This window comes from Kribbella sp. NBC_01505 (assembly GCF_045040285.1).
Taxonomy (GTDB): Bacteria; Actinomycetota; Actinomycetes; order Propionibacteriales; family Kribbellaceae; genus Kribbella.
Map to the genome: position 1 here is coordinate 9638357 of NZ_CP109425.1, position 18803 is coordinate 9657159.

The following is an 18803-nucleotide window of genomic DNA, read 5'->3' on the forward strand; positions in this document are numbered from 1 at the left end:
CGGTCTATTCCCAGTGGGCGGCGACCAGATTCCAGATCACTCCGGCCAGCGCGTCCTTGCTGCCGGACGGGACCGGGAGAGCGCTCCCGGAGCGGTCCAGGATGACGGCCTCGTTGTTGTCGCTGCCGAAGACCTTGCCGCCGGAGACGTCGTTCACGACCAGCAGGTCGCAGCCCTTGCGCTCGAGCTTGGCGCGGCCGAGCTCGAGGACCGAGTGCTCCGCGTCGCCGGTCTCGGCGGCGAACCCGACGATGATCTGCCCGGTCCGGCGGCGGTCGTGCGCGACGGTCGCCAGGATGTCCGGATTCTGCACCAGGGTGACCGCGGGCACCGAGCCGTCGGCGGTCTTCTTGATCTTGTGCTCGGCGACGTCGGCCGGGCGGAAGTCGGCCGGGGCCGCCGCCATCACGATCGCGTCCGCATCACCCGCGCGGCCGGTGATCTCGTCGTACAGATCGCGGGTGCTGGTGACCGGGACGACCTGGACGCCGGCCGGGTCGGCAAGCTCGGAGTTGGCCGCGACCAGGGTCACCTTGGCGCCGCGGGCGGCCGCGATCCGGGCGAGCGCGTAGCCCTGCTTGCCGGAGGACGAGTTGCCGAGGTAGCGGACCGGGTCGAGGTGCTCACGCGTCCCGCCCGCGCTGATCAGCACGTGCTTGCCGGTCAGGTCGGCGACGGACTGGCCTGCCGCGCGAGCTGCCTCGTCGGCGAGCATCAGCTGGCTGATCGCGAAGATCTCCGAGGGCTCAGGGAGCCGGCCACGGCCGGTGTCCGCGCCGGTGAGCCGGCCGACCGCCGGCTCGAGCACAGTGATCCCGCGTGAACGCAGCGTGGCCACATTGGCCTGGGTGGCCGGGTGCTCCCACATCTCGGTGTGCATCGCGGCCGCGAACAGGATCGGGCAGCGCGCGGTCAGCAGGGTGTTGGTGAGCAGATCGTCGGCCAGACCGTGCGCAGCCTTGGCGATCAGATTCGCCGTCGCGGGGGCGACGACGACCAGCTCGGCCGCCTTGCCGATCCGCACATGCGGCACTTCCTGCACGTTGTCGAACGGATCCGCGGTCACCGGCTGCCCGGACAGCGCGGCCCAGGTCGCGGCGCCGACGAACTCCAGCGCGGCCGCGGTCGGCACCACCCGCACGCTGTGCCCGGACTCGGTCAGCCGCCGCAGCAGATCGCAGACCTTGTACGCCGCGATGCCGCCGCCGACGCCCAGGACCACATTCGGCTTCACTCTGGGAACGCCCGAAGCCCCCGGGGCGGTTGCCTCGCCGGGGGTGGGGTGCGGTGTCTCACCGGACACGGACAAGGAAAGCTCCGATCACCGGTGTCATCGCGTGTAGTTAGGCGGTCTTCTCCGCGGCCGCGGCTTCCGCCTCGGCCTCGGGGTCGATGTCCGTGCAGGTCAGGACGCCCTCGTTGATCTCGCGCATGGCGATCGAGAGCGGCTTCTCCTGGACGTGGGTCTCGACCAGCGGACCGACATACTCCAGCAGGCCCTCGCCGAGCTGGGAGTAGTAGGCGTTGATCTGCCGCGCACGCTTGGCCGAGTACAGGACGAGCTTGTACTTGGAATCAGTGTGGGTGAGCAGGTCGTCGATCGGCGGAGAGGTGATACCGATGGCGACAGGCTGGTTGCCAGACAAGTTCAGCTCTTTCCAGAGATTTGGGGTGATCGAATCAACTTTACCAATTGATCGGCCGCTTCCCGAACCGAGGCGTTCACGATGGTCACGTCGAACTCCTTCTCGGCGGCCAGTTCGAGCGTCGCGGTCTCCAGCCGGCGCTCGCGCTCCTCGGCCGTTTCGGTCCCGCGGCCGACGAGACGGCGTACCAGCTCGTCCCAGCTCGGCGGGGCCAGGAAGACGAAATGCGCCTCCGGCATCGTCTCGCGGACCTGCCGCGCACCCTGCAGATCGATCTCCAGCAGCGCCGGGCGGCCCTCGGCCAGTTTGTCCAGCACCGGCTGCTTCGGCGTCCCGTAGCGGGCCGCCTTGTGCACGACCGCCCACTCCAGCAGCTCACCGGCCGCGACCATCCGGTCGAACTCCTCGTCGGAGACGAACAGGTAGTGCACGCCGTGCACCTCGGCCGGACGGGCCTTGCGGGTGGTCGCCGAGACCGAGATCCAGATGTCGGGGAACCGCTCACGGATATCGGCCGCGACCGTGCCCTTGCCGACCGCGGTCGGTCCGGCCAGCACGGTCAGCCGGGCCGGGCCCGGCCCGCCGTCGTCGGTCGTCGAGGTCACAGGAGTCACTGGGTCCTGGCGCAGGTTCTCGGAATCCATGGTCATCGTCACACCAGTGTCCAACGAGCCGGCCAGGGTTTCGGTGCGGCTCACTCGGCGAATTCGCGCATCAGCGCGGCGATCTGGTTGGACCCGAGGCCGCGGACCCGCCGCGTCTCGGAGATTCCGGCCCGCTCCATGATCTGCTGGGCCCGCACCTTGCCCACGCCGGGGATGCACTGCAGCAGAGCGCTGACCCGCATCTTGCCGATCACGTCGTTGGTCTGCCCCTCGTGGAGCACCTCCGTCGGAGACGCTCCCGAGTGCCGGATCCGGTTCTTGATCTCGGCTCGCTCGCGCCGCGCCGCCGCGGCCTTGTCCAGAGCCGCCGCTCGCTGCTCCGGGGTCAAAGAAGGAAGTGGCACCGTTTCACCTGTCCCGTTGTATGGCTTCGCAAGGGAACCTAACACGGCTCCGGCCACCCACAGGATTCGATCGCGGCAAGCCTCTAGTTCAGGGCCGGGACGTCGACCTTGCAGGCGTCCTTCGCGTGCGTGGTGATCGCCTTGTACGCCGTCATCACGGCGCCGGTCTCCTTGCTCAGCCGGGCCAGCTCGACGCGATCCGAACCCGCCTTCTGGGCCTTCTCGGCGAACGTCACGACGGCCGCCCAGTCGTCCTTCACCTCGGCCGGCGCGGACTCCTGGAGCTTCTTCGCGTCGTCCAGGATCTTCACGTAGTCGGCGGGCTTCGTCGGGTCGACCCCGGTGGCACTGGCGGCATACCCGGCCAGGTCCACGCAGTAGGCCTGCTCCTCGGTGCACGAGGTCAGCAGGGCGGTCGTTGCGAGCAGGGTCACGACTGTGGCGATGGTTCGCATGCCAGAACGCTACCGGCCGTCATCAAACGATCCGAAACGAATACGTTCCGACACCGTCTGCCGACCGGTCAGGTGTTGGGCAGCTTGACGTGACAGGTTCCCTCGGCCTGCTCCTCGATCGTTCGGGAAGCCGCCGAGGCCTTTCCCCCGTCCTGCTTGAGCACGTCGCGAAGCTTGGCCGAATCCCCGCCGGCGCCGCGGAGCGCGTCGTCGTACGCGAAGACTGCCTTCCAGTCGTCCTGGAGCTCCGCCGGCGCCGACTTCGCCACCTTCTCCGCGGCCTGACGCAAGTCCGCCTTGACCGCGGAGCTGGTGAAATCCTTGCCCTCGAACTCGGCCGCATAATCCTTCAACCGTGCGCAGTAGTCGTCACCCGAACACGCCGTCACCGAACCGAGGCTCACCGTCACCGCAGCCACCAGGGCCGCCAACCGTCGTCGCATCACATCATCATCGTCGACTGCCCGATCGCGACCGACGTCGGCCGACGCTGAGGGCAACCGTGTTCGCCGCGACGATGACCGCGATCGCGATCCAGTCCGGTACGGCGAGCTGCTGCCGCAGGACGACGTACCCGACCAGGGCCGCGAGCACGGGGCTGATGCTCATGAAGACTCCGAAGAACTGCGCTGGGACCCGGCGCAGCGCCAGCAGGTCGACCAGGAACGGCACGGCCGAGGACAGTACGCCGGCGGTCAACGCGTAGCCGATGGCCGCCGCGGTCGGCGGGTGGTGATGCAGTACGACGATTCCGACCGGCACATAGGCGAGTCCGGACACGGTCGCGGCGGCCGCTGCGCCGGTCACTCCCGGCAGTTCACGGCCGACCGAGCGGTTGAGCAGGATGTAGCAGGCCCAGCAGACCGCAGCGAGCAGTCCGGCCGCGACGCCGAAGTAGTCAGTGGTCGCCTGCGGACGAGTCAGCACCAGTACGGCGGGCGCCGCCGTCAGCGCGCAGACCAGATCGATCACCCGCCGTGAACCCAGCAGCGCTACCGCCAGCGGACCGAGGAACTCCAGGGTCACGGCCAGCCCGAGACCGACGCGGTCGATCGCGGTGTAGAGCGAGACGTTCATGACCGCGAAGACGGCGGCCAGTCCGAGCACCAGTCGCCATTGCCGAGCCGTCAGCCGATGCAGCCGCGGCCGCCCGATCGCGAACAGCACCACAGCCGCCATCCACTGCCGGACCGCGACCACACCGACCGGTCCGATCACCGGGAACGCCTGGGCGGCCACCGACGCACCCACCTGGCTCGAGAGGCCACTGGTCAGCATCAGCAACACCCCACCCAACCGGCCGCCGGGGTGGTCCGCAGGCAACTCGGCAGCGGCCGCAGGGATCGGGGCGACCGTGATGACGGGAGCGGGCGGGGTGCTCATGGGCCCAGCGTGCGCTCATTGTTTGGTCAGGCAAAATGCGGGAGCGGACGGATCTATACGCTGGGGTTATGGATCTCGAGCTGCGGCAGTTGCGGTGCCTGGTCGCCGTGGTCGACGCCGGGACCTTCACCGATGCCGGGATCGAGCTGGGCATCAGCCAGGCAGCGGTATCGCGGAACGTGCTGGCACTGGAAGGACGGCTCGGGGTGCGGCTCCTGCACCGAACGAGCCGGTCGGTGACCCCAACCAGTGCCGGCGTCCGGGTGCTGGCTCGCGCCCGGCAGGTGCTGGGTGACGTCGACGAATTGGTGCGCGAGGCAACAAGTGGTCACACCCGGCTGCGGGTCGGCCACGCCTGGTCGGCGCTCGGTCGGCACACGGCCGAGTTCCAGCGGCGGTGGGCCGCCGAACACCCGGGCATCGAGCTGCAACTCGTCCGCACGAACACCGCCACCGGCGGCCTGGCCGAGGGCCTGTGCGACCTCGCCGTCGTCCGGGCGCACCTCGATCTCAGCCGGTTCGCGCACATCACCATCGCGCAGGAAGACCGGTACGCCGCCCTGCCCGCCGACGACCCGCTGGTCCGCAAACGGACGGTCACCCTCGAGCAGCTGCGCGACCGCGTGCTGAGCATCGACCGCCGTACCGGGAGCACGACGATCGACCTCTGGCCGCCGGACGCCCGCCCGCGGATCGAGTACAACCAGGATGTGGACGACTGGCTCACCGCCATCGCCTCCGGCCGCTGCATCGGCGTCACCGCCCAGGCCACCACCACGCAGTACCGGCGCGACGGCATCGTCTACCGCCGCCTCCGCGACGCGCCCCCGGTCGACGTCCACCTCATCTGGCACCGCGAAGACCCCCACCCCGCCACCCAGTCAGCCGTCAACCTCCTCACCGCCCTGTACGCCGGCTAGCCGATTGGCCCCGCGGCTCTTTGTGCACGCGTCGCATCTTTGTGTACCCACCAACCATTCCGACGCGCTCTCCGCGGTTGGTGGGTGCACAAAGATGCGGCGCGTGCACAAGGGTGCGGCGCGTGCACAAAGGTGGGGCGCGTGCACAAAGGTGGGGCGGCTGCTCTTTGGGCGCGCGGGCGAACTTTGGGAAGCCACCAACCACTTCGAGAGGCCCTCCGCGGTTGGTGGGTACACAAAGATGCGGCGCGCGCACAAAGATGCGGCGCGCGCACAAAGATGCGGCGGCTGCTCTTTGGGCGCGCGGGCGAACTTTGGGAAGCCACCAACCACTTCGAGAGGCCCTCCGCGGTTGGTGGGTACACAAAGATGCGGCGCGCGCACAAAGATGCGGCGAGCGCACAAAGATGCCGCGCGTGCACAAAGGTGGGGCGGCTGCTCTTTGGGCGCGCGGGCGAACTTTGGGAAGCCACCAACCACTTCGAGAGGCCCTCCGTGGTTGGTGGGTGCACAAAGATGCGGCGCGTGCACAAAGATGCGGCGAGCGCACAAGGGTGGGGCGGCTGCTCTTTGGGTGGGGGTGGGGGCGGCGGCGGTTAGGCGAAGAAGGTGGCGATCTTCTGGCGGTCGGCGGGCTTCCACAGCACGTCGCGCACGCGCTGGATGCCGCCGACCGGCCAGCGGTCCGCGATCGCACGGACGGCGGGGTCGGTGATCTGGGCGGAGAGCGCTTTCGGGAAATCTCCCCAGACGGTCTTGAACGGCCTCCCCCACATCTGCTCGAGGCCGAGCTCGACCGGCGGTGTGATGCCAAGGCGGTTGTGCACCCCGGCGACCGCTTCGTAGCCGGCCATCAAGGCCTTCTCGCGGTCGTGCCAGTTGTCCGCGCGAAGGACCGACCGCAGGACCGGTTCGAGGGCGGGGCCACAGTCGAGCCGGGCGAACGCCGTACCGAACCATTTCGCGTACGGCGGGTAGCGGCGCTCCATCAGGAAACACAGCCGCATCAGGTTCTCGACGAGTTCGGCGCCGATCAGTGCCGATCCGAGTTCGTCACCGACATAACCCGCGCGGCCGGCCAGATTCGTCTCCGGATGCACGCGCCACCAGGCCGCGATCATCAGATAACGCCAGACGTCGTCGGGGTAGTACGCCAACCGGTCCCGGACCGCCTGCAGACCGAGGTCGTCGTGAAAGACCTCGCCGGCGGTCAGCATCAGCAGGGAATGCTCCGGCACGGTGAACCAGTCCTCGACCCGCAGCCCGGCCGACGGGTCGAATCCGAGCTGCTGGCGGAAGAACCCTTCCAGTGTGTGTACCTCGAGCAGCGTCGTCCGGCCGAGGAACTCCCCCGGCACCTCGGGCGGTGTCCAGGCGGCGTCCTCGACGAACAGCACGACGCGCGCCTCGCAGTTGTGGTCCGCCGACATCGCGTCGTCGTACCCGAGCACCTCCGACCCGCGCCCGATCAACGCCGCACTGTGCGGTACGTCGATCAGCGGGTGCACGACCTCGGCGTAGAACCGCCGGCACAATTCCACTCCAGAAATCCCCATGCGGACGAAGATCGCATGCCGGGGCAGCGGAATTCAAGAGAAATACAGAAAGGGCGCGAAATTCATCACACCCTTTCCACAAAGGAAATTCTACCGTGAATTACGGCCGTTTGTCAGTAGCCCAGGCCGGTTCGGTACGCATCGTTTGCCCGATCGGCCGCCGCCTGCAGACCGGCCGCGGCCGGTCCGGCCGACAGGATCTCCCGGGTGCTCGACGGTACGACGTTGCGCGCGGCCGCACCGAAGATCGCGGCCAGCCCTTCGACTGTGCCACCCTGCGCACCGAGGCCAGGGGCGAGCAGCGGACCGCGGATGTCGAGGTCCTCGTCGGTCTGCCCGATCGTGGCGCCGACGACCGCACCGAACGATCCGAAGGCGGATCCGTCGGCGTCGTTCAGCCCACGCAGCCCGTCCAGCACCGCACCCGCCACCGTCGGACCGTCGGCGGTCCGCGCGGTCTGGAACTGCGGGCCCTCCGGGTTCGAGGTGAGCGCCAGCACGAACAGCCCGGCGCCCGCGGCCCGCGCCTCGTCGATCGCCGGCTGCAGCGAGCCGAAGCCGAGATACGGGCTGACCGTCAGCGCGTCACACGCCAGCGGTCCCTTCTCGGCCAGGTACGCGGCCGCGTAGCCGGCCATCGTGGTCCCGATGTCACCGCGCTTCGCGTCGATGATCACCAGCGCACCGGCCTCACGCAGCCGGATCGTGGCCTGCTCGAGAACGGCGATCCCGGCCGAGCCGAACCGCTCGAAGAACGCGGACTGCGGCTTGAACACCGAGACCCGGTCCCCCAGGGCGTCGACGATGCCGTAGGTGAAGGACGCCAGCCCCTCGGCGGTGTCGGGCAGGCCCCACTGGTCGAGCAGGTGCTGGTGCGGGTCGATACCGAGGCAGAGCGGCCCGCGTGCGTCCATGGCAGCCCGGAGCCGGGTGCCGAAGGGTTCGTTCCTCATGTCCGTCTCCAAGCTCATGAAAGTCTCCTGTTGATACGTCGGATCAGGCCGGGGCCCCGGTAGATCAGGCCCGAGTAGACCTGCACCAGGCTCGCTCCGGCGTCCAGCAAGCGCTGGGCGTCGGAAGGGTCGAGGATCCCGCCTACCCCGATCACGGGGAGCGCTCCCCCGGTCTCCGCGTGGATGTGTGCGACCGTCTTGGCCGCGATCTCGGTCAGCGGCCGACCGGACAACCCGCCGGCCTCCGCAGCGAGCGGATGCGACTCGACCCCCGGCCGGCCGATCGTCGTGTTCGTAGCGATGATCCCGGCGATACCGACGTCCGTGCAGACGCCGAGCAGCTCGTCGATCGCCGAGGGGGTCAGGTCCGGTGCGATCTTCACCAGCACCGGCTTGGCAGTTCCCTTGCCCAGGTCAACCGCCTCGGCATGAAGCGCGGTGAGCAGTTCACGCAACTGCCCGGAGTCCTGGAGAGAGCGCAATCCCGGCGTGTTCGGCGACGACACGTTCACGGCGAAGTAGTCGCCGTACTGGTAGAGCCGGCGCAGCGACATCACGTAGTCGTCGACGGCCTTGTCCAGCGGCGTGATCTTCGACTTCCCGATCGAGACACCCAGCGGGTACCCGAGCGGTCCGTACGCCGACAGTCGCTCGGCCAGCGCCGCGGAGCCGAGGTTGTTGAACCCCATCCGGTTGATCACGGCCTCGTCCTCGACGAGCCGGAACAACCGCGGTTTCTCGTTCCCCGGCTGCGGCTGCGCGGTCACCGTGCCGACCTCGACGAACCCGAACCCGAGCGCCCGCCAGGCCGGCAGTGCGATCCCGTTCTTGTCCATGCCGGCCGCGAGCCCGACCGGCCCCGGGAAGCGGATCCCGAAGACCGTCCGCGCCGCGCCCGCCGGGATCGCCCCGAAAGATCGCGAGAGAGCGCTCACCGCGCCAGGCACGCGCCCGAGCCGACGCAGGCCGTGCAGCGTCTGCTCGTGCGCGATCTCCGCATCACCCTTGCCCAGCCGGTACAGCACCGGCCGGAGCAGGCGTTCGTACGCCGTTGCCCTAGGCATCTTTGCCCGGGGTCGGCGCGGCCTCGAGACCACGGATCCGCGGCACCCAGTCCTGCAGCGAGCGCACACCGATGTTCCCGGTCCGCTGCGCCTCGATCCCCTGCACCGCGGCCGCCAGCCCCTGCACCGTGGTGATGCACGGGATGTTCCGCGCCACCGCCGCCGAGCGGATCTCGTACCCGTCGAGTCGCGGCGAGCCGCCCTGGGTGATCCCGATCGGCGTGTTGACGATCAGGTTCAGCTCACCGTCCTGGACCATCTGGACGATCGTCGGCTCACCGTTCGGGCCCGGGCCCTGGCTGCTCTTGCGCACGGTCACCGCCTCGACCCCGTTGCGGCGCAGGACATCCGCCGTACCTTCGGTCGCGTAGATCTGGAAGCCCAGATCGGCGAGCCGCTTGACCGGGAAGATCATGTGCCGCTTGTCCCGGTTCGCGACCGAGACGAACACCTTGCCCGAGCCCGGCAGCGGCTGCGACGCCCCCGCCTGCGACTTCGCGAACGCGATCCCGAAGGTGTCGTCGAAGCCCATCACCTCACCGGTCGAGCGCATCTCCGGCCCGAGCACCGTGTCCACCGAGCGGCCGTCGACCGTGCGGAACCGGTTGAACGGCATCACGGCCTCCTTCACCGCGATCGGCGCGGTCGGCGGCAACGTCCCGCCGTCGCCGACCGCCGGCAGCATGCCCTCGGCCCGCAGCTCGGCGATCGTTGCCCCGAGCATCACCCGGGCTGCGGCCTTGGCCAGCGGCGTCGCGGTCGCCTTGGACACGAACGGCACCGTCCGGGACGCTCGCGGGTTCGCCTCGAGGACGTAGAGCACGTCCCCGGCGAGCGCGTACTGCACGTTCAGCAGACCCTGTACGCCGACGCCGCGCGCGATCGCCTCGGTCGACTGCCGGATCTTCTCGATGTCCGCGTTCCCGAGCGTGATCGGCGGCAGCGCGCAGGACGAGTCGCCCGAGTGCACCCCGGCCTCCTCGATGTGCTCCATCACGCCGCCCAGGAACAGCTCGTTCCCGTCGAAGAGCCCGTCGACGTCGATCTCGACCGCGTCGTCGAGGAACCGGTCGACCAGCACCGGGTGCTCGAAGGCGTCACCGCCACCGAGCCGCTCCAGCGCCGCGCTCAGCTCGTCGGCGCTGTAGACGATCTCCATCCCGCGCCCGCCGAGCACGTACGACGGCCGCACGAGCACCGGGAACCCGATCTCCTCCGCGACCCCGTGAGCCTCGGCCGGAGAGAGCGCTGTCCCGTGTTTCGGAGCAGGCAGGCCGGCGTCCGCGAGCACCTTGCCGAACGCACCCCGCTCCTCGGCCAGGTGGATCGCAGCAGGCGACGTACCGACAATCGGTACGCCGGCGTCCGCGAGCCGCTGCGCCAGACCCAGCGGGGTCTGACCGCCGAGCTGCACGATCACTCCGGCGACCGGCCCGGCCTGCATCTCGGCGTACACGATCTCGAGCACGTCCTCGCAGGTGAGCGGCTCGAAGTAGAGCCGATCCGAGGTGTCGTAGTCGGTCGAGACCGTCTCCGGGTTGCAGTTGACCATGATCGTGCAGTAGCCGGCCTCGCGCAGCGCCATCGACGCGTGCACACACGAGTAGTCGAACTCGATGCCCTGGCCGATCCGGTTCGGCCCGGAGCCGAGGATCAGAACGGCCGGCTCGGTCCGCGGTGCGACCTCGCTCTCCTCGTCGTAGGACGAGTAGTGGTACGGCGTCGTGGCGGCGAACTCGGCCGCACACGTGTCGACCGTCTTGTAGACCGGCCGGATCCCGAGCGCCTGCCGGACACCCCGGACGACGTCCTCGGTCAGATCGCGGATCTCGGCCAGCTGCAGGTCGGAGAACCCGTGCCGCTTGGCGAGCTTGATCACCTCGGGCGTCAGCCGCGGCGCGGCGGCGACCTGGAGAGCGGTCTCGTGGATCAGGTACATCTGGTCCACGAACCACGGGTCGATCTTGGTCGCGTCGAAGATCTGCTCCGGCGTCGCACCGGCCCGGATCGCGTCCATGATGATCTTCAGCCGGCCGTCCTGCGGCGTCTTGATCGCTTCGAGGAGCGGTTGAAGGTCGCTGGCGGGTTCACCGGCCCAGGAGAACCGGGCCTCCGGCTTCTCCAGCGAGCGCAGCGCCTTCTGCAGCGCCTCGGTGTAGTTGCGGCCGATCGCCATCGCCTCGCCGACGCTCTTCATGTGCGTGGTCAGCGTGGCGTCCGCGGCCGGGAACTTCTCGAACGCGAACCGCGGCACCTTGACGACCACGTAGTCCAGCACCGGCTCGAAGCTGGCCGGGGTCTGCTGGGTGATGTCGTTCGGGATCTCGTCGAGCGTGTAGCCGATGGCGACCTTCGCGGCGATCTTCGCGATCGGGAAGCCGGTCGCCTTCGACGCCAGCGCGGACGAGCGCGACACCCGCGGGTTCATCTCGATCACGATCAGCCGGCCGTCGGCCGGGTTCACCGCGAACTGGATGTTGCAGCCGCCGGTGTCGACGCCGACCTCGCGGATGATGCCGATCGACAGGTCCCGCATCACCTGGTACTCGCGGTCGGTCAGCGTCATCGCCGGGGCGACCGTGACCGAGTCGCCGGTGTGCACGCCCATCGGGTCGACGTTCTCGATCGAGCAGATGATCACGACGTTGTCGGCCTTGTCGCGCATCACCTCCAGCTCGTACTCCTTCCACCCGAGGATCGACTCCTCGATCAGCACCTCCGTCGTCGGCGACGCGTGCAGTCCGGCGCCGGCGATCTGCCGCAGGTCGTTCTCGTCGTATGCCATCCCGGAGCCGACGCCGCCCATCGTGAACGACGGCCGCACCACCAGCGGGTAGCCGAGCTCGTCGGCCGCGCCCATCACGTCGTCGAGCGTGTGGCAGACGACCGAGCGCGCGGTCTCGGCGCCGAGCTTCTCGACGATCTGCTTGAACGACTCGCGGTTCTCACCGCGCTGGATCGCGTCGACCGAGGCGCCGATCAGCTCCACGCCGTACTTCTCCAGGACGCCGTTCTCGTGCAGGGCGATCGCCGCGTTCAGCGCGGTCTGGCCGCCGAGGGTGGCGAGCAGCGCGTTCGGGCGCTCCTTCTCGATCACCTTCTCGACGTACTCCGGGGTGATCGGCTCGACGTACGTGGCGTCGGCGAACTCCGGGTCCGTCATGATCGTGGCCGGGTTGGAGTTCACCAGGACGACCCGGAAACCCTCTTCCCGCAGTACCCGGCAGGCCTGGGTGCCGGAGTAGTCGAACTCGCAGGCCTGACCGATCACGATCGGGCCGGAGCCGATGACCAGCACCGACTCGATATCTGTACGACGTGGCATCAGGCCCGCCCCTCCATCAATTCTACGAACCGGTCGAACAGGTACGCCGAATCGTGCGGCCCTGCTGCGGCTTCGGGGTGGTACTGCACAGAGAACGCGAGCACCCGGCCGTCGTGACCGGTGAGCTTGAGTCCTTCGACGACGTTGTCGTTGAGCGAGACGTGACTGACCTCAGCCAGCCCGTACGGCGTCTCGATCGTCCCCTCGAGCGGCGCATCGACCGCGAAGCCGTGGTTCTGCGCCGTGATCTCGACCTTGCCGGTCGCACGGTCGAGCACCGGCTGGTTGATCCCGCGGTGCCCGTACTTGAGCTTGAAGGTCCCGAGCCCGAGCGCGCGCCCGAACACCTGGTTACCGAAGCAGATCCCGAAGTACGGCTTGCCGCGCTGCAGCAGTTCCTTCAGCAGCGTGGTCGGGTGCTCGGTGGTCTCCGGGTCGCCCGGGCCGTTGCTCATGAAGATGCCGTCCGGGTTCACGGCCAGCACCTGTTCGAGCGTCGCCGTGGCCGGCAGCACGTGCACCTCGATGCCACGCTCGGCCATCCGCTTCGGCGTCATCGCCTTGATGCCCAGGTCGAGAGCGACCACGGTGAACCGCTTCTCCCCCTCCGCCGCAACGACGTACGGCTCGAAGGTGGTGACCTCCGAGGCCAGGTCGGCGCCGGCCATCGCGGGCTGCTCGAGCACCTTGGCCAGCAGCTCGGCGGGGTCGAGGACCGAGGTGGAGATCCCGGCCCGCATCGCGCCGCGTTCGCGCAGGTGCCGGGTCAGCGCGCGGGTGTCGATCCCGGAGATGCCGACGATGCCCTGCGACTTCAGCTGGTCGTCGAGCGAGCGGGTGGCGCGCCAGTTCGACGGGACGCGGGCGGGGTCGCGCACGACGTACCCGGCGACCCAGATCTTGTTCGACTCGTCGTCCTCGTCGTTCACCCCGGTGTTGCCGATGTGCGGCGCCGTCTGGGTGACGATCTGACGGTGGTAGGACGGGTCGGTCAGCGTCTCCTGGTAGCCGGTCATCCCGGTGGTGAACACCGCCTCGCCGAAGGTCTCGCCGGTGGCCCCGTACGACGTACCGGCGAACGACCGGCCGTCCTCGAGGACCAGGAGTGCGGGCTGGCTCATGATTGCTCGGCTCCGATCAGAGTCGCGATGGATGCGGTCAGGGTTTCGGTGTCGGCCTTGCGGCGGGGCCGGAAGCCGGTGTCCAGCTCCCGCCCGTCGTGGCTCCAGGTCACGACCACCAGGCCGGACTTCTCCGCGGTCACCTTGCCGGCGATGCCACGGTCGGTCCGGACGGCGGTCAGGTGATCCGCGGGGATGAAGACATCCGCCGCCCCCTGCCGGTGGAAGATCAGGCCGGCCTCACTGACGGCCAGGTCCGCGGTACTGCGGACGCCCAGTTCGTGCACGGCGATCCGGTCCATCCAGTCGCCGGCCGAGGTGGTGGCGACGTACACGCCTTCCACCCCGCGGGTCTTGTCGGCCGGCACCTCGGGCAGCGGTGCCAGCGCGGACTGCCGGGCCTGGCGGTTCCGCCAGCCCCGGAACATGCCGTAGTACGCGAGAGCGAGCACCACGACGGTGCCGAGGATCCCGAAGAACGCCTTCACTTGGCTTGCCCGTTCAGCACGGTCGGGGTGCCGCGCAGGAACGTCGCGACCACCTTGCCCGGCAGCGTCATCCCGTGGAACGGCGTGTTCCGCGACAGCGACGCCGACTCGGCCGACTTGATCTCGCGCTGCGCGGCCGGATCGACCAGTACGACGTTCGCCGGGGCACCGGCCTCCAGCGGCCGGCCGTGGTCGCTGATCTGGCCGATCGCGGCCGGGCGGTAGCTCATCCGGTCGGCGACGTCGGCCCAGGTCAGCAGCTTGGTGTCGACCATCGCGTGCTGGACCACCGAGAGAGCGGTCTCCAGGCCGAGCATGCCGAACGCGGCCGCGCTCCACTCGCAGTCCTTGTCCTCGACCGGGTGCGGCGCGTGGTCGGTGGCGACGATGTCGATCGTCCCGTCGGCCAGGCCCTCGCGGACGGCCTCGACGTCCTCCTTGGTGCGCAGCGGCGGGTTCACCTTGAAGACCGGGTTGTAGGAGCTGGCCAGCTCCTCGGTCAGCAGCAGGTGGTGCGGGGTGACCTCGGCGGTCACCTCGAGCCCGCGCTTCTTGGCGGCCCGGACGATGTCGACCGAGCCCTTGGTGGACAGGTGGCAGATGTGCAGCTTGGAGCCGACGTGGTGGTTGAGCAGGATGTCGCGGGCGATGATCGCCTCTTCGGCGACGCTCGGCCAGCCGGTCAGTCCGAGAACGCCGGAGAGCGCTCCCTCGTTCATCTGCGCGCCCTTGGTCAGCCGCGGCTCCTGCGCGTGCTGGGCGATCGTGCCACCGAAGGCCTTCACGTACTCGAGGGCGCGGCGCATCAGCGCGGCGTCCCACACACAGTCGCCGTCGTCGGAGAAGACCCGGACCCGGGCTGCCGAGTCCGCCATCGCGCCGAGCTCGGCGAGCTGCGTGCCCTGGCGGCCGACCGTGACCGCGCCGATCGGGAAGACGTCGGAGTACCCGGCTTCGCGCCCGAGCCGCCAGACCTGCTCGACGACACCGGCGGTGTCGGCGACCGGGTCGGTGTTGGCCATCGCGAAGACCGCGGTGAAGCCGCCGAGCGCCGCGGCGCGCGTGCCGGTGAGCACGGTCTCGGCGTCCTCACGGCCCGGCTCCCGCAGGTGCGTGTGCAGATCGACCAGCCCGGGCAGTGCGATCAGCCCGGTGGCGTCGATCGTCTCCGCACCCTCCGGCGCATCGAGGCCGGTGCCGACAGCAACGATCTCCCCGTTGTCGATCAGCAGATCCGCCACCTCACCGCCGACGATCTTGGCCCCGGTGATCAAGTACGCGGTCATGCGGTCTGCTCCTCTGAGATTTCGTTGCTACCTGACAACAGCAGATAAAGGACGGCCATCCGGATGGCCACGCCGTTGGTGACCTGTTCGACGATCACCGAGCGGGCCGAGTCGGCGACCTCGGCGCTGATCTCCATGCCGCGGTTCATCGGGCCGGGGTGCAGCACGATCGCCTCGTCGGACAGCTGCGCCATCCGGTGCACGTCCAGGCCGTAGCGGCGGGTGTACTCGCGAGCGCTCGGGAAGAACGCGTCCCCCATCCGCTCCCGCTGGACCCGCAGCATCATCACCGCGTCGCTCTTGGCCAGGACCGAGTCGAAGTCGTACGACGTCGTACAGGGCCAGCGCGACATGTCGACCGGCAGCAGGGTCGGCGGGGACACCACGGTGACCTCGGCGCCGAGCGTGGAGAGCAGCAGCACGTTGGAGCGCGCGACCCGGGAGTGCAGGACGTCGCCGACGATCGTGATCCGGCGGCCGTCCAGCGAGCCGAGGTGGCGGCGCATGGTGAAGGCGTCCAGCAGGGCCTGCGTCGGGTGCTCGTGGGTGCCGTCACCGGCGTTCACGACCGAGCCGGTCATCCAGCCGGAGGTGGCCAGCAGGTGCGGCGCACCGGAGGCTCCGTGCCGGCAGACGACACCGTCGGCGCCCATCGCCTGCAGCGTCAGCGCGGTGTCCTTCAGGCTCTCGCCCTTGCTCACGCTGGAGCCCTTGGCGGAGAAGTTGATCACGTCGGCCGACAGCCGCTTGGCCGCCGCCTCGAACGAGATCCGCGTCCGGGTGGAGTCCTCGAAGAAGAGGTTCACCACCGTCCGCCCACGCAGGGCCGGCAGCTTCTTGATCGGCCGGTCCGCCAGCGACCGCATCTCCTCGGCCGTGTCCAGGATCAGGTTGGCCTCGTCGCGGCTCAGGTCGCCCGCACTCAGTAGGTGGCGCATCAGACCGCCGCTCCCGTCTTGTCGGCGCCAGATTTTTCAGGGACCGTCTTGTCGGCGATCAGTACGGCGTCGGTGCCGTCGTACTCGGTGAGGTGGACGGTGACGCGCTCGACCAGGGAGGTGGGCAGGTTCTTGCCCACGTAGTCGGCGCGGATCGGCAGCTCGCGGTGGCCGCGGTCGACCAGGACGGCCAGCTGGACCGCCTTCGGGCGGCCGATGTCGCCGATCGCGTCCAGCGCGGCGCGGATGGTGCGGCCGGAGAACAGCACGTCGTCCACCAGCACCACGACCTTGCCATCGATTCCACCTGGCGGAATGTCGGTGTGTTCTAGAGCACGTGCCGGCTTGAGGCCGATGTCGTCGCGATACATCGTCACATCGAGTGACCCTGTGGGCACACTCTGCCCTTCGACGGCCGCGATCCGCTCGGAGATGCGGGCGGCCAGTCCCACCCCGCGGGTGGGGATGCCGAGCAGTACCACGGGGTCGGCCCCCCTGTTGCGCTCGAGAATCTCGTGCGCGATCCGGGTCAGTGCCCGGGAAATGTCGGAAGCATCCAGCACTGTGCGCGGTACGGGTACCGGGGCAGGGCTCATCGCTACCGTTCCTCCTTTCCTGCCTCTCGGGACAGGTCTTTAAAGGACGTTCGGACCGCTTGACATGGTATCGGATGTGACACGCCGTCTTGACTCTGGCCTCTGGCCCGGAATATTGTTACTCTGTGTAACCGAGGGGGGTTTCACCGACCGGCCCGTTTCCAGCGGTCCGGACCACACGAAAAGTTCGGAGGGAAGAACCAAGTGCCGAGCGAATACGCGAAGACACTGGGTGGCAAGCTACGCGCCATCCGCCAGCAGCAGGGTTTGTCGCTGCATGGCGTGGAAGAGAAGTCCAAGGGTCGCTGGAAGGCGGTAGTGGTCGGCTCGTACGAGCGTGGCGACCGTGCTGTCACCGTCCAGAAGCTTGCCGAGCTCGCCGATTTCTACGGCGTCCCGGTCGGCGAACTGCTCCCGGGTTCGGCCAAGGCGGCAGCTGCCGCGGCGGCTCCGCCCCGGTTGATCCTCGACCTGGAAGCCCTGCACCACCTGGACGCCGGCGAGGCTGGGCCCCTGACCCGGTACGCAGCCACCATCCAGGCCCAGCGGGGCGACTACAACGGCAAGGTGCTGTCGATCCGTCAGGACGACATGCGCACCCTGGCGGTCATCTACGACGAGTCGCCGACGACTCTGACCGAGCGCTTCATCTCCTGGGGAGTTCTGAACCCCGAGGCGAAGGGTGACGTCGAGGAGACCACCGAGGCTGCCGGCGCCTGAGCGGCGTGTGACGGTCGGGGCTCGTAGCAGCTTGCCCGCGGCCGCCCCCTCGCTCAAATCTCAAGCAGTAGGCAACAACCGCAGTACCTAATCGGCAGGACATCACCTCATCTGCCGACCGAGGCCGGGGCCGTTCCCCCCGAGCCATCACACGTACTTGAAAGACAAGTACACGTACTTGAAAGACAAGTACAACGGGATGCAAGCGCCGGCCCGGGACCGTACCGAGACGGTCACCGGGCCACCGAAGGAGATGTGCCAGAGGGCTCGCCCCCCTCGAACCTTGCAGTCAGATGCCGAGTGTCGGCTTGAGCTGCAGCAGCCGGGCCAGCAGCCCGTTCACGAACGCCGGGGACTCGTCGGTCGACAGGTCCCGTGCCATCGCCACCGCCTCGCTCACCGCGACCACGTCCGGCACCTGGTCGTCGTACAGGAGCTCGTAGGCGCCGATCCGCAGGATGTTGCGGTCCACGGCCGGCATCCGGTCCAGCGTCCAGCCCACCGAGTGGGCCGACAGCAGGTCGTCGATCGCGTGGATGTTCCTGGCGACGCCCTCGACCAGTGCGACGGTGAACTCGTTCACCGGCGGGTCGTTGTCCTCGATCCGGTCGGGCAGGGTGCCGCCGACCGGCAGCCCCCTGACCTCGGACTCGAACAGGACGTCCAGTGCCCGTTTACGGGCCTTGCTCCGGGCAGACATCGCCGATCAGGACGTGATACGGCCGAGGTAGTCCCCGGTCCGGGTGTCCACCTTGACCTTCTCGCCGGTGGTCAGGAACAGCGGGACCTGGATCGTGTACCCGGTCTCGAGCTTGGCCGGCTTGGTGCCACCGGTCGAGCGGTCGCCCTGCAGGCCGGGCTCGGTGTACTCGACGAGCAGCTCGACCGAGGCCGGGAGCTCGACGTACAGCGGGAGGTCCTCGTGAACGGCCACGATGGCTTCCTGGTTCTCCAGCAGGAAGTGCGAGGCGTCCCCGACGGTCTCCGGGGTGATGCTCACCTGCTCGTAGGTGGAGCTGTCCATGAAGACGTAGGAGCCGCCGTCGTTGTACAGGTACGTCATGTCGCGCTTGTCGACGTTGGCCACCTCGACCTTGACGTCGGCGTTGAAGGTCTTGTCGACGACCTTGCCGCTCAGCACGTTCTTGAGCTTGGTGCGCATGACCGCACCGCCCTTACCGGGCTTGTGGTGCTGGAACCAGACGACAGACCACAGCTGCCCATCCAGGTTGAGCACCATGCCGTTCTTGAGGTCGTTCGTCGAAGCCACGCGGGTATACCCTTCGAAATCGATCAGCGGTAACACCGGATTGTAGCGGTCGGAAGGCTGTTCCTCCGACTCC

At 68.8% G+C, this 18803-nt stretch carries 20 protein-coding genes; 2 read left to right on the forward strand and 18 right to left on the reverse strand.

Translation table 11 applies throughout. From position 1 onward, the window contains the following. Positions 1 to 4: 4 nt before the first annotated feature. The 7 genes from coaBC to OG474_RS44840 form a co-directional block, all read right to left on the reverse strand. Positions 5 to 1234 (reverse strand): bifunctional phosphopantothenoylcysteine decarboxylase/phosphopantothenate--cysteine ligase CoaBC, encoded by a 1230-nt coding sequence (coaBC, locus tag OG474_RS44810; protein ID WP_405059806.1) that lies wholly within the window; start codon positions 1232 to 1234, stop codon positions 5 to 7. A gap of 109 nt (positions 1235 to 1343) precedes the next feature. Next, on the reverse strand, positions 1344 to 1646 hold the full coding sequence (gene rpoZ, locus OG474_RS44815) for a DNA-directed RNA polymerase subunit omega (RefSeq protein ID WP_132166639.1): 303 nt from the start codon (positions 1644 to 1646) through the stop codon (positions 1344 to 1346). A 2-nt stretch (positions 1647 to 1648) separates the two neighbouring features. Further along, a complete protein-coding gene (gene gmk, locus OG474_RS44820) occupies positions 1649 to 2296 on the reverse strand; it encodes a guanylate kinase (protein WP_405059807.1) in 648 nt (215 codons plus the stop codon). A gap of 44 nt (positions 2297 to 2340) precedes the next feature. Beyond that, positions 2341 to 2655 carry an integration host factor, actinobacterial type gene (mihF, locus tag OG474_RS44825; RefSeq protein WP_171678710.1) on the reverse strand — a complete coding sequence of 105 codons (315 nt, stop codon included), beginning with the start codon at positions 2653 to 2655 and terminating at the stop codon, positions 2341 to 2343. A gap of 83 nt (positions 2656 to 2738) precedes the next feature. Continuing rightward, complete coding sequence (locus OG474_RS44830; protein WP_405059808.1) at positions 2739 to 3110, reverse strand: hypothetical protein; 372 nt, start codon at positions 3108 to 3110, stop codon at positions 2739 to 2741. Positions 3111 to 3178: 68 nt separating this feature from the next. Then, complete coding sequence (locus OG474_RS44835) at positions 3179 to 3553, reverse strand: hypothetical protein (RefSeq protein WP_405059809.1); 375 nt, start codon at positions 3551 to 3553, stop codon at positions 3179 to 3181. 7 nt (positions 3554 to 3560) lie between these two features. Beyond that, the gene (locus OG474_RS44840; protein ID WP_405059810.1) at positions 3561 to 4493 is read right to left on the reverse strand and encodes an EamA family transporter; all 933 of its coding nucleotides are present in this window, start codon (positions 4491 to 4493) and stop codon (positions 3561 to 3563) included. A gap of 68 nt (positions 4494 to 4561) precedes the next feature. On the opposite strand from OG474_RS44840, the gene OG474_RS44845 reads away from it, so the two are divergent. Then, a complete protein-coding gene (locus OG474_RS44845) occupies positions 4562 to 5413 on the forward strand; it encodes a LysR family transcriptional regulator (protein WP_405059811.1) in 852 nt (283 codons plus the stop codon). 596 nt (positions 5414 to 6009) lie between these two features. Here the strand turns inward: OG474_RS44845 and OG474_RS44850 are convergent. The 9 genes from OG474_RS44850 to pyrR all read right to left on the reverse strand — a co-directional run bounded on the left by OG474_RS44850 (position 6010) and on the right by pyrR (position 16740). Next, a complete protein-coding gene (locus OG474_RS44850; protein ID WP_405059812.1) occupies positions 6010 to 6969 on the reverse strand; it encodes a DUF4037 domain-containing protein in 960 nt (319 codons plus the stop codon). Positions 6970 to 7082: 113 nt separating this feature from the next. Next, a complete protein-coding gene (gene pyrF, locus OG474_RS44855) occupies positions 7083 to 7922 on the reverse strand; it encodes an orotidine-5'-phosphate decarboxylase (RefSeq protein ID WP_405059813.1) in 840 nt (279 codons plus the stop codon). Between the two features lie 14 nt (positions 7923 to 7936). Further along, the gene (locus OG474_RS44860; RefSeq protein ID WP_405059814.1) at positions 7937 to 8986 is read right to left on the reverse strand and encodes a quinone-dependent dihydroorotate dehydrogenase; all 1050 of its coding nucleotides are present in this window, start codon (positions 8984 to 8986) and stop codon (positions 7937 to 7939) included. Further along, a complete protein-coding gene (gene carB, locus OG474_RS44865; protein ID WP_405059815.1) occupies positions 8979 to 12311 on the reverse strand; it encodes a carbamoyl-phosphate synthase large subunit in 3333 nt (1110 codons plus the stop codon). Before carB ends, OG474_RS44860 begins: the two co-directional genes overlap by 8 nt. After that, entirely contained in the window at positions 12311 to 13432 is a 1122-nt protein-coding gene (gene carA, locus OG474_RS44870; protein WP_405059816.1) for a glutamine-hydrolyzing carbamoyl-phosphate synthase small subunit, read from the reverse strand. The genes carB and carA overlap by 1 nt, the downstream gene beginning before the upstream one ends. After that, positions 13429 to 13920 carry a hypothetical protein gene (locus OG474_RS44875; RefSeq protein WP_405059817.1) on the reverse strand — a complete coding sequence of 164 codons (492 nt, stop codon included), beginning with the start codon at positions 13918 to 13920 and terminating at the stop codon, positions 13429 to 13431. The genes carA and OG474_RS44875 overlap by 4 nt, the downstream gene beginning before the upstream one ends. Next, on the reverse strand, positions 13917 to 15206 hold the full coding sequence (locus OG474_RS44880) for a dihydroorotase (protein ID WP_405059818.1): 1290 nt from the start codon (positions 15204 to 15206) through the stop codon (positions 13917 to 13919). The genes OG474_RS44875 and OG474_RS44880 overlap by 4 nt, the downstream gene beginning before the upstream one ends. Then, positions 15203 to 16144 (reverse strand): aspartate carbamoyltransferase catalytic subunit, encoded by a 942-nt coding sequence (locus tag OG474_RS44885; RefSeq protein ID WP_405059819.1) that lies wholly within the window; start codon positions 16142 to 16144, stop codon positions 15203 to 15205. Before OG474_RS44885 ends, OG474_RS44880 begins: the two co-directional genes overlap by 4 nt. Beyond that, positions 16144 to 16740, reverse strand: coding sequence for a bifunctional pyr operon transcriptional regulator/uracil phosphoribosyltransferase PyrR (gene pyrR / locus OG474_RS44890; protein ID WP_405059820.1), 597 nt, complete (start codon positions 16738 to 16740; stop codon positions 16144 to 16146). Before pyrR ends, OG474_RS44885 begins: the two co-directional genes overlap by 1 nt. A 204-nt stretch (positions 16741 to 16944) precedes the next feature. On the opposite strand from pyrR, the gene OG474_RS44895 reads away from it, so the two are divergent. After that, positions 16945 to 17460, forward strand: a complete 516-nt coding sequence (locus OG474_RS44895; RefSeq protein WP_132166624.1) for a transcriptional regulator — start codon at positions 16945 to 16947, stop codon at positions 17458 to 17460. A 289-nt stretch (positions 17461 to 17749) separates the two neighbouring features. On the opposite strand, the gene nusB is transcribed toward OG474_RS44895, so the two are convergent. Continuing rightward, the gene (nusB, locus tag OG474_RS44900; protein WP_405059821.1) at positions 17750 to 18160 is read right to left on the reverse strand and encodes a transcription antitermination factor NusB; all 411 of its coding nucleotides are present in this window, start codon (positions 18158 to 18160) and stop codon (positions 17750 to 17752) included. Between the two features lie 6 nt (positions 18161 to 18166). Then, the gene (efp, locus tag OG474_RS44905; RefSeq protein ID WP_405059822.1) at positions 18167 to 18730 is read right to left on the reverse strand and encodes an elongation factor P; all 564 of its coding nucleotides are present in this window, start codon (positions 18728 to 18730) and stop codon (positions 18167 to 18169) included. Positions 18731 to 18803 lie beyond the last annotated feature (73 nt).

Coding starts and splice junctions, on each gene's coding strand:
- gmk (WP_405059807.1), bottom strand. CDS start 2,296: ATGACCATGGATTCCGAGAACCTGCGCCAGGACCCAGTGACTCCTGTG.
- OG474_RS44830 (WP_405059808.1), bottom strand. CDS start 3,110: ATGCGAACCATCGCCACAGTCGTGACCCTGCTCGCAACGACCGCCCTG.
- OG474_RS44835 (WP_405059809.1), bottom strand. CDS start 3,553: ATGCGACGACGGTTGGCGGCCCTGGTGGCTGCGGTGACGGTGAGCCTC.
- OG474_RS44840 (WP_405059810.1), bottom strand. CDS start 4,493: ATGAGCACCCCGCCCGCTCCCGTCATCACGGTCGCCCCGATCCCTGCG.
- OG474_RS44845 (WP_405059811.1), top strand. CDS start 4,562: ATGGATCTCGAGCTGCGGCAGTTGCGGTGCCTGGTCGCCGTGGTCGAC.
- OG474_RS44850 (WP_405059812.1), bottom strand. CDS start 6,969: ATGGGGATTTCTGGAGTGGAATTGTGCCGGCGGTTCTACGCCGAGGTC.
- pyrF (WP_405059813.1), bottom strand. CDS start 7,922: ATGAGGAACGAACCCTTCGGCACCCGGCTCCGGGCTGCCATGGACGCA.
- OG474_RS44860 (WP_405059814.1), bottom strand. CDS start 8,986: ATGCCTAGGGCAACGGCGTACGAACGCCTGCTCCGGCCGGTGCTGTAC.
- carB (WP_405059815.1), bottom strand. CDS start 12,311: ATGCCACGTCGTACAGATATCGAGTCGGTGCTGGTCATCGGCTCCGGC.
- carA (WP_405059816.1), bottom strand. CDS start 13,432: ATGAGCCAGCCCGCACTCCTGGTCCTCGAGGACGGCCGGTCGTTCGCC.
- OG474_RS44880 (WP_405059818.1), bottom strand. CDS start 15,206: ATGACCGCGTACTTGATCACCGGGGCCAAGATCGTCGGCGGTGAGGTG.
- OG474_RS44885 (WP_405059819.1), bottom strand. CDS start 16,144: ATGCGCCACCTACTGAGTGCGGGCGACCTGAGCCGCGACGAGGCCAAC.
- pyrR (WP_405059820.1), bottom strand. CDS start 16,740: ATGAGCCCTGCCCCGGTACCCGTACCGCGCACAGTGCTGGATGCTTCC.
- nusB (WP_405059821.1), bottom strand. CDS start 18,160: ATGTCTGCCCGGAGCAAGGCCCGTAAACGGGCACTGGACGTCCTGTTC.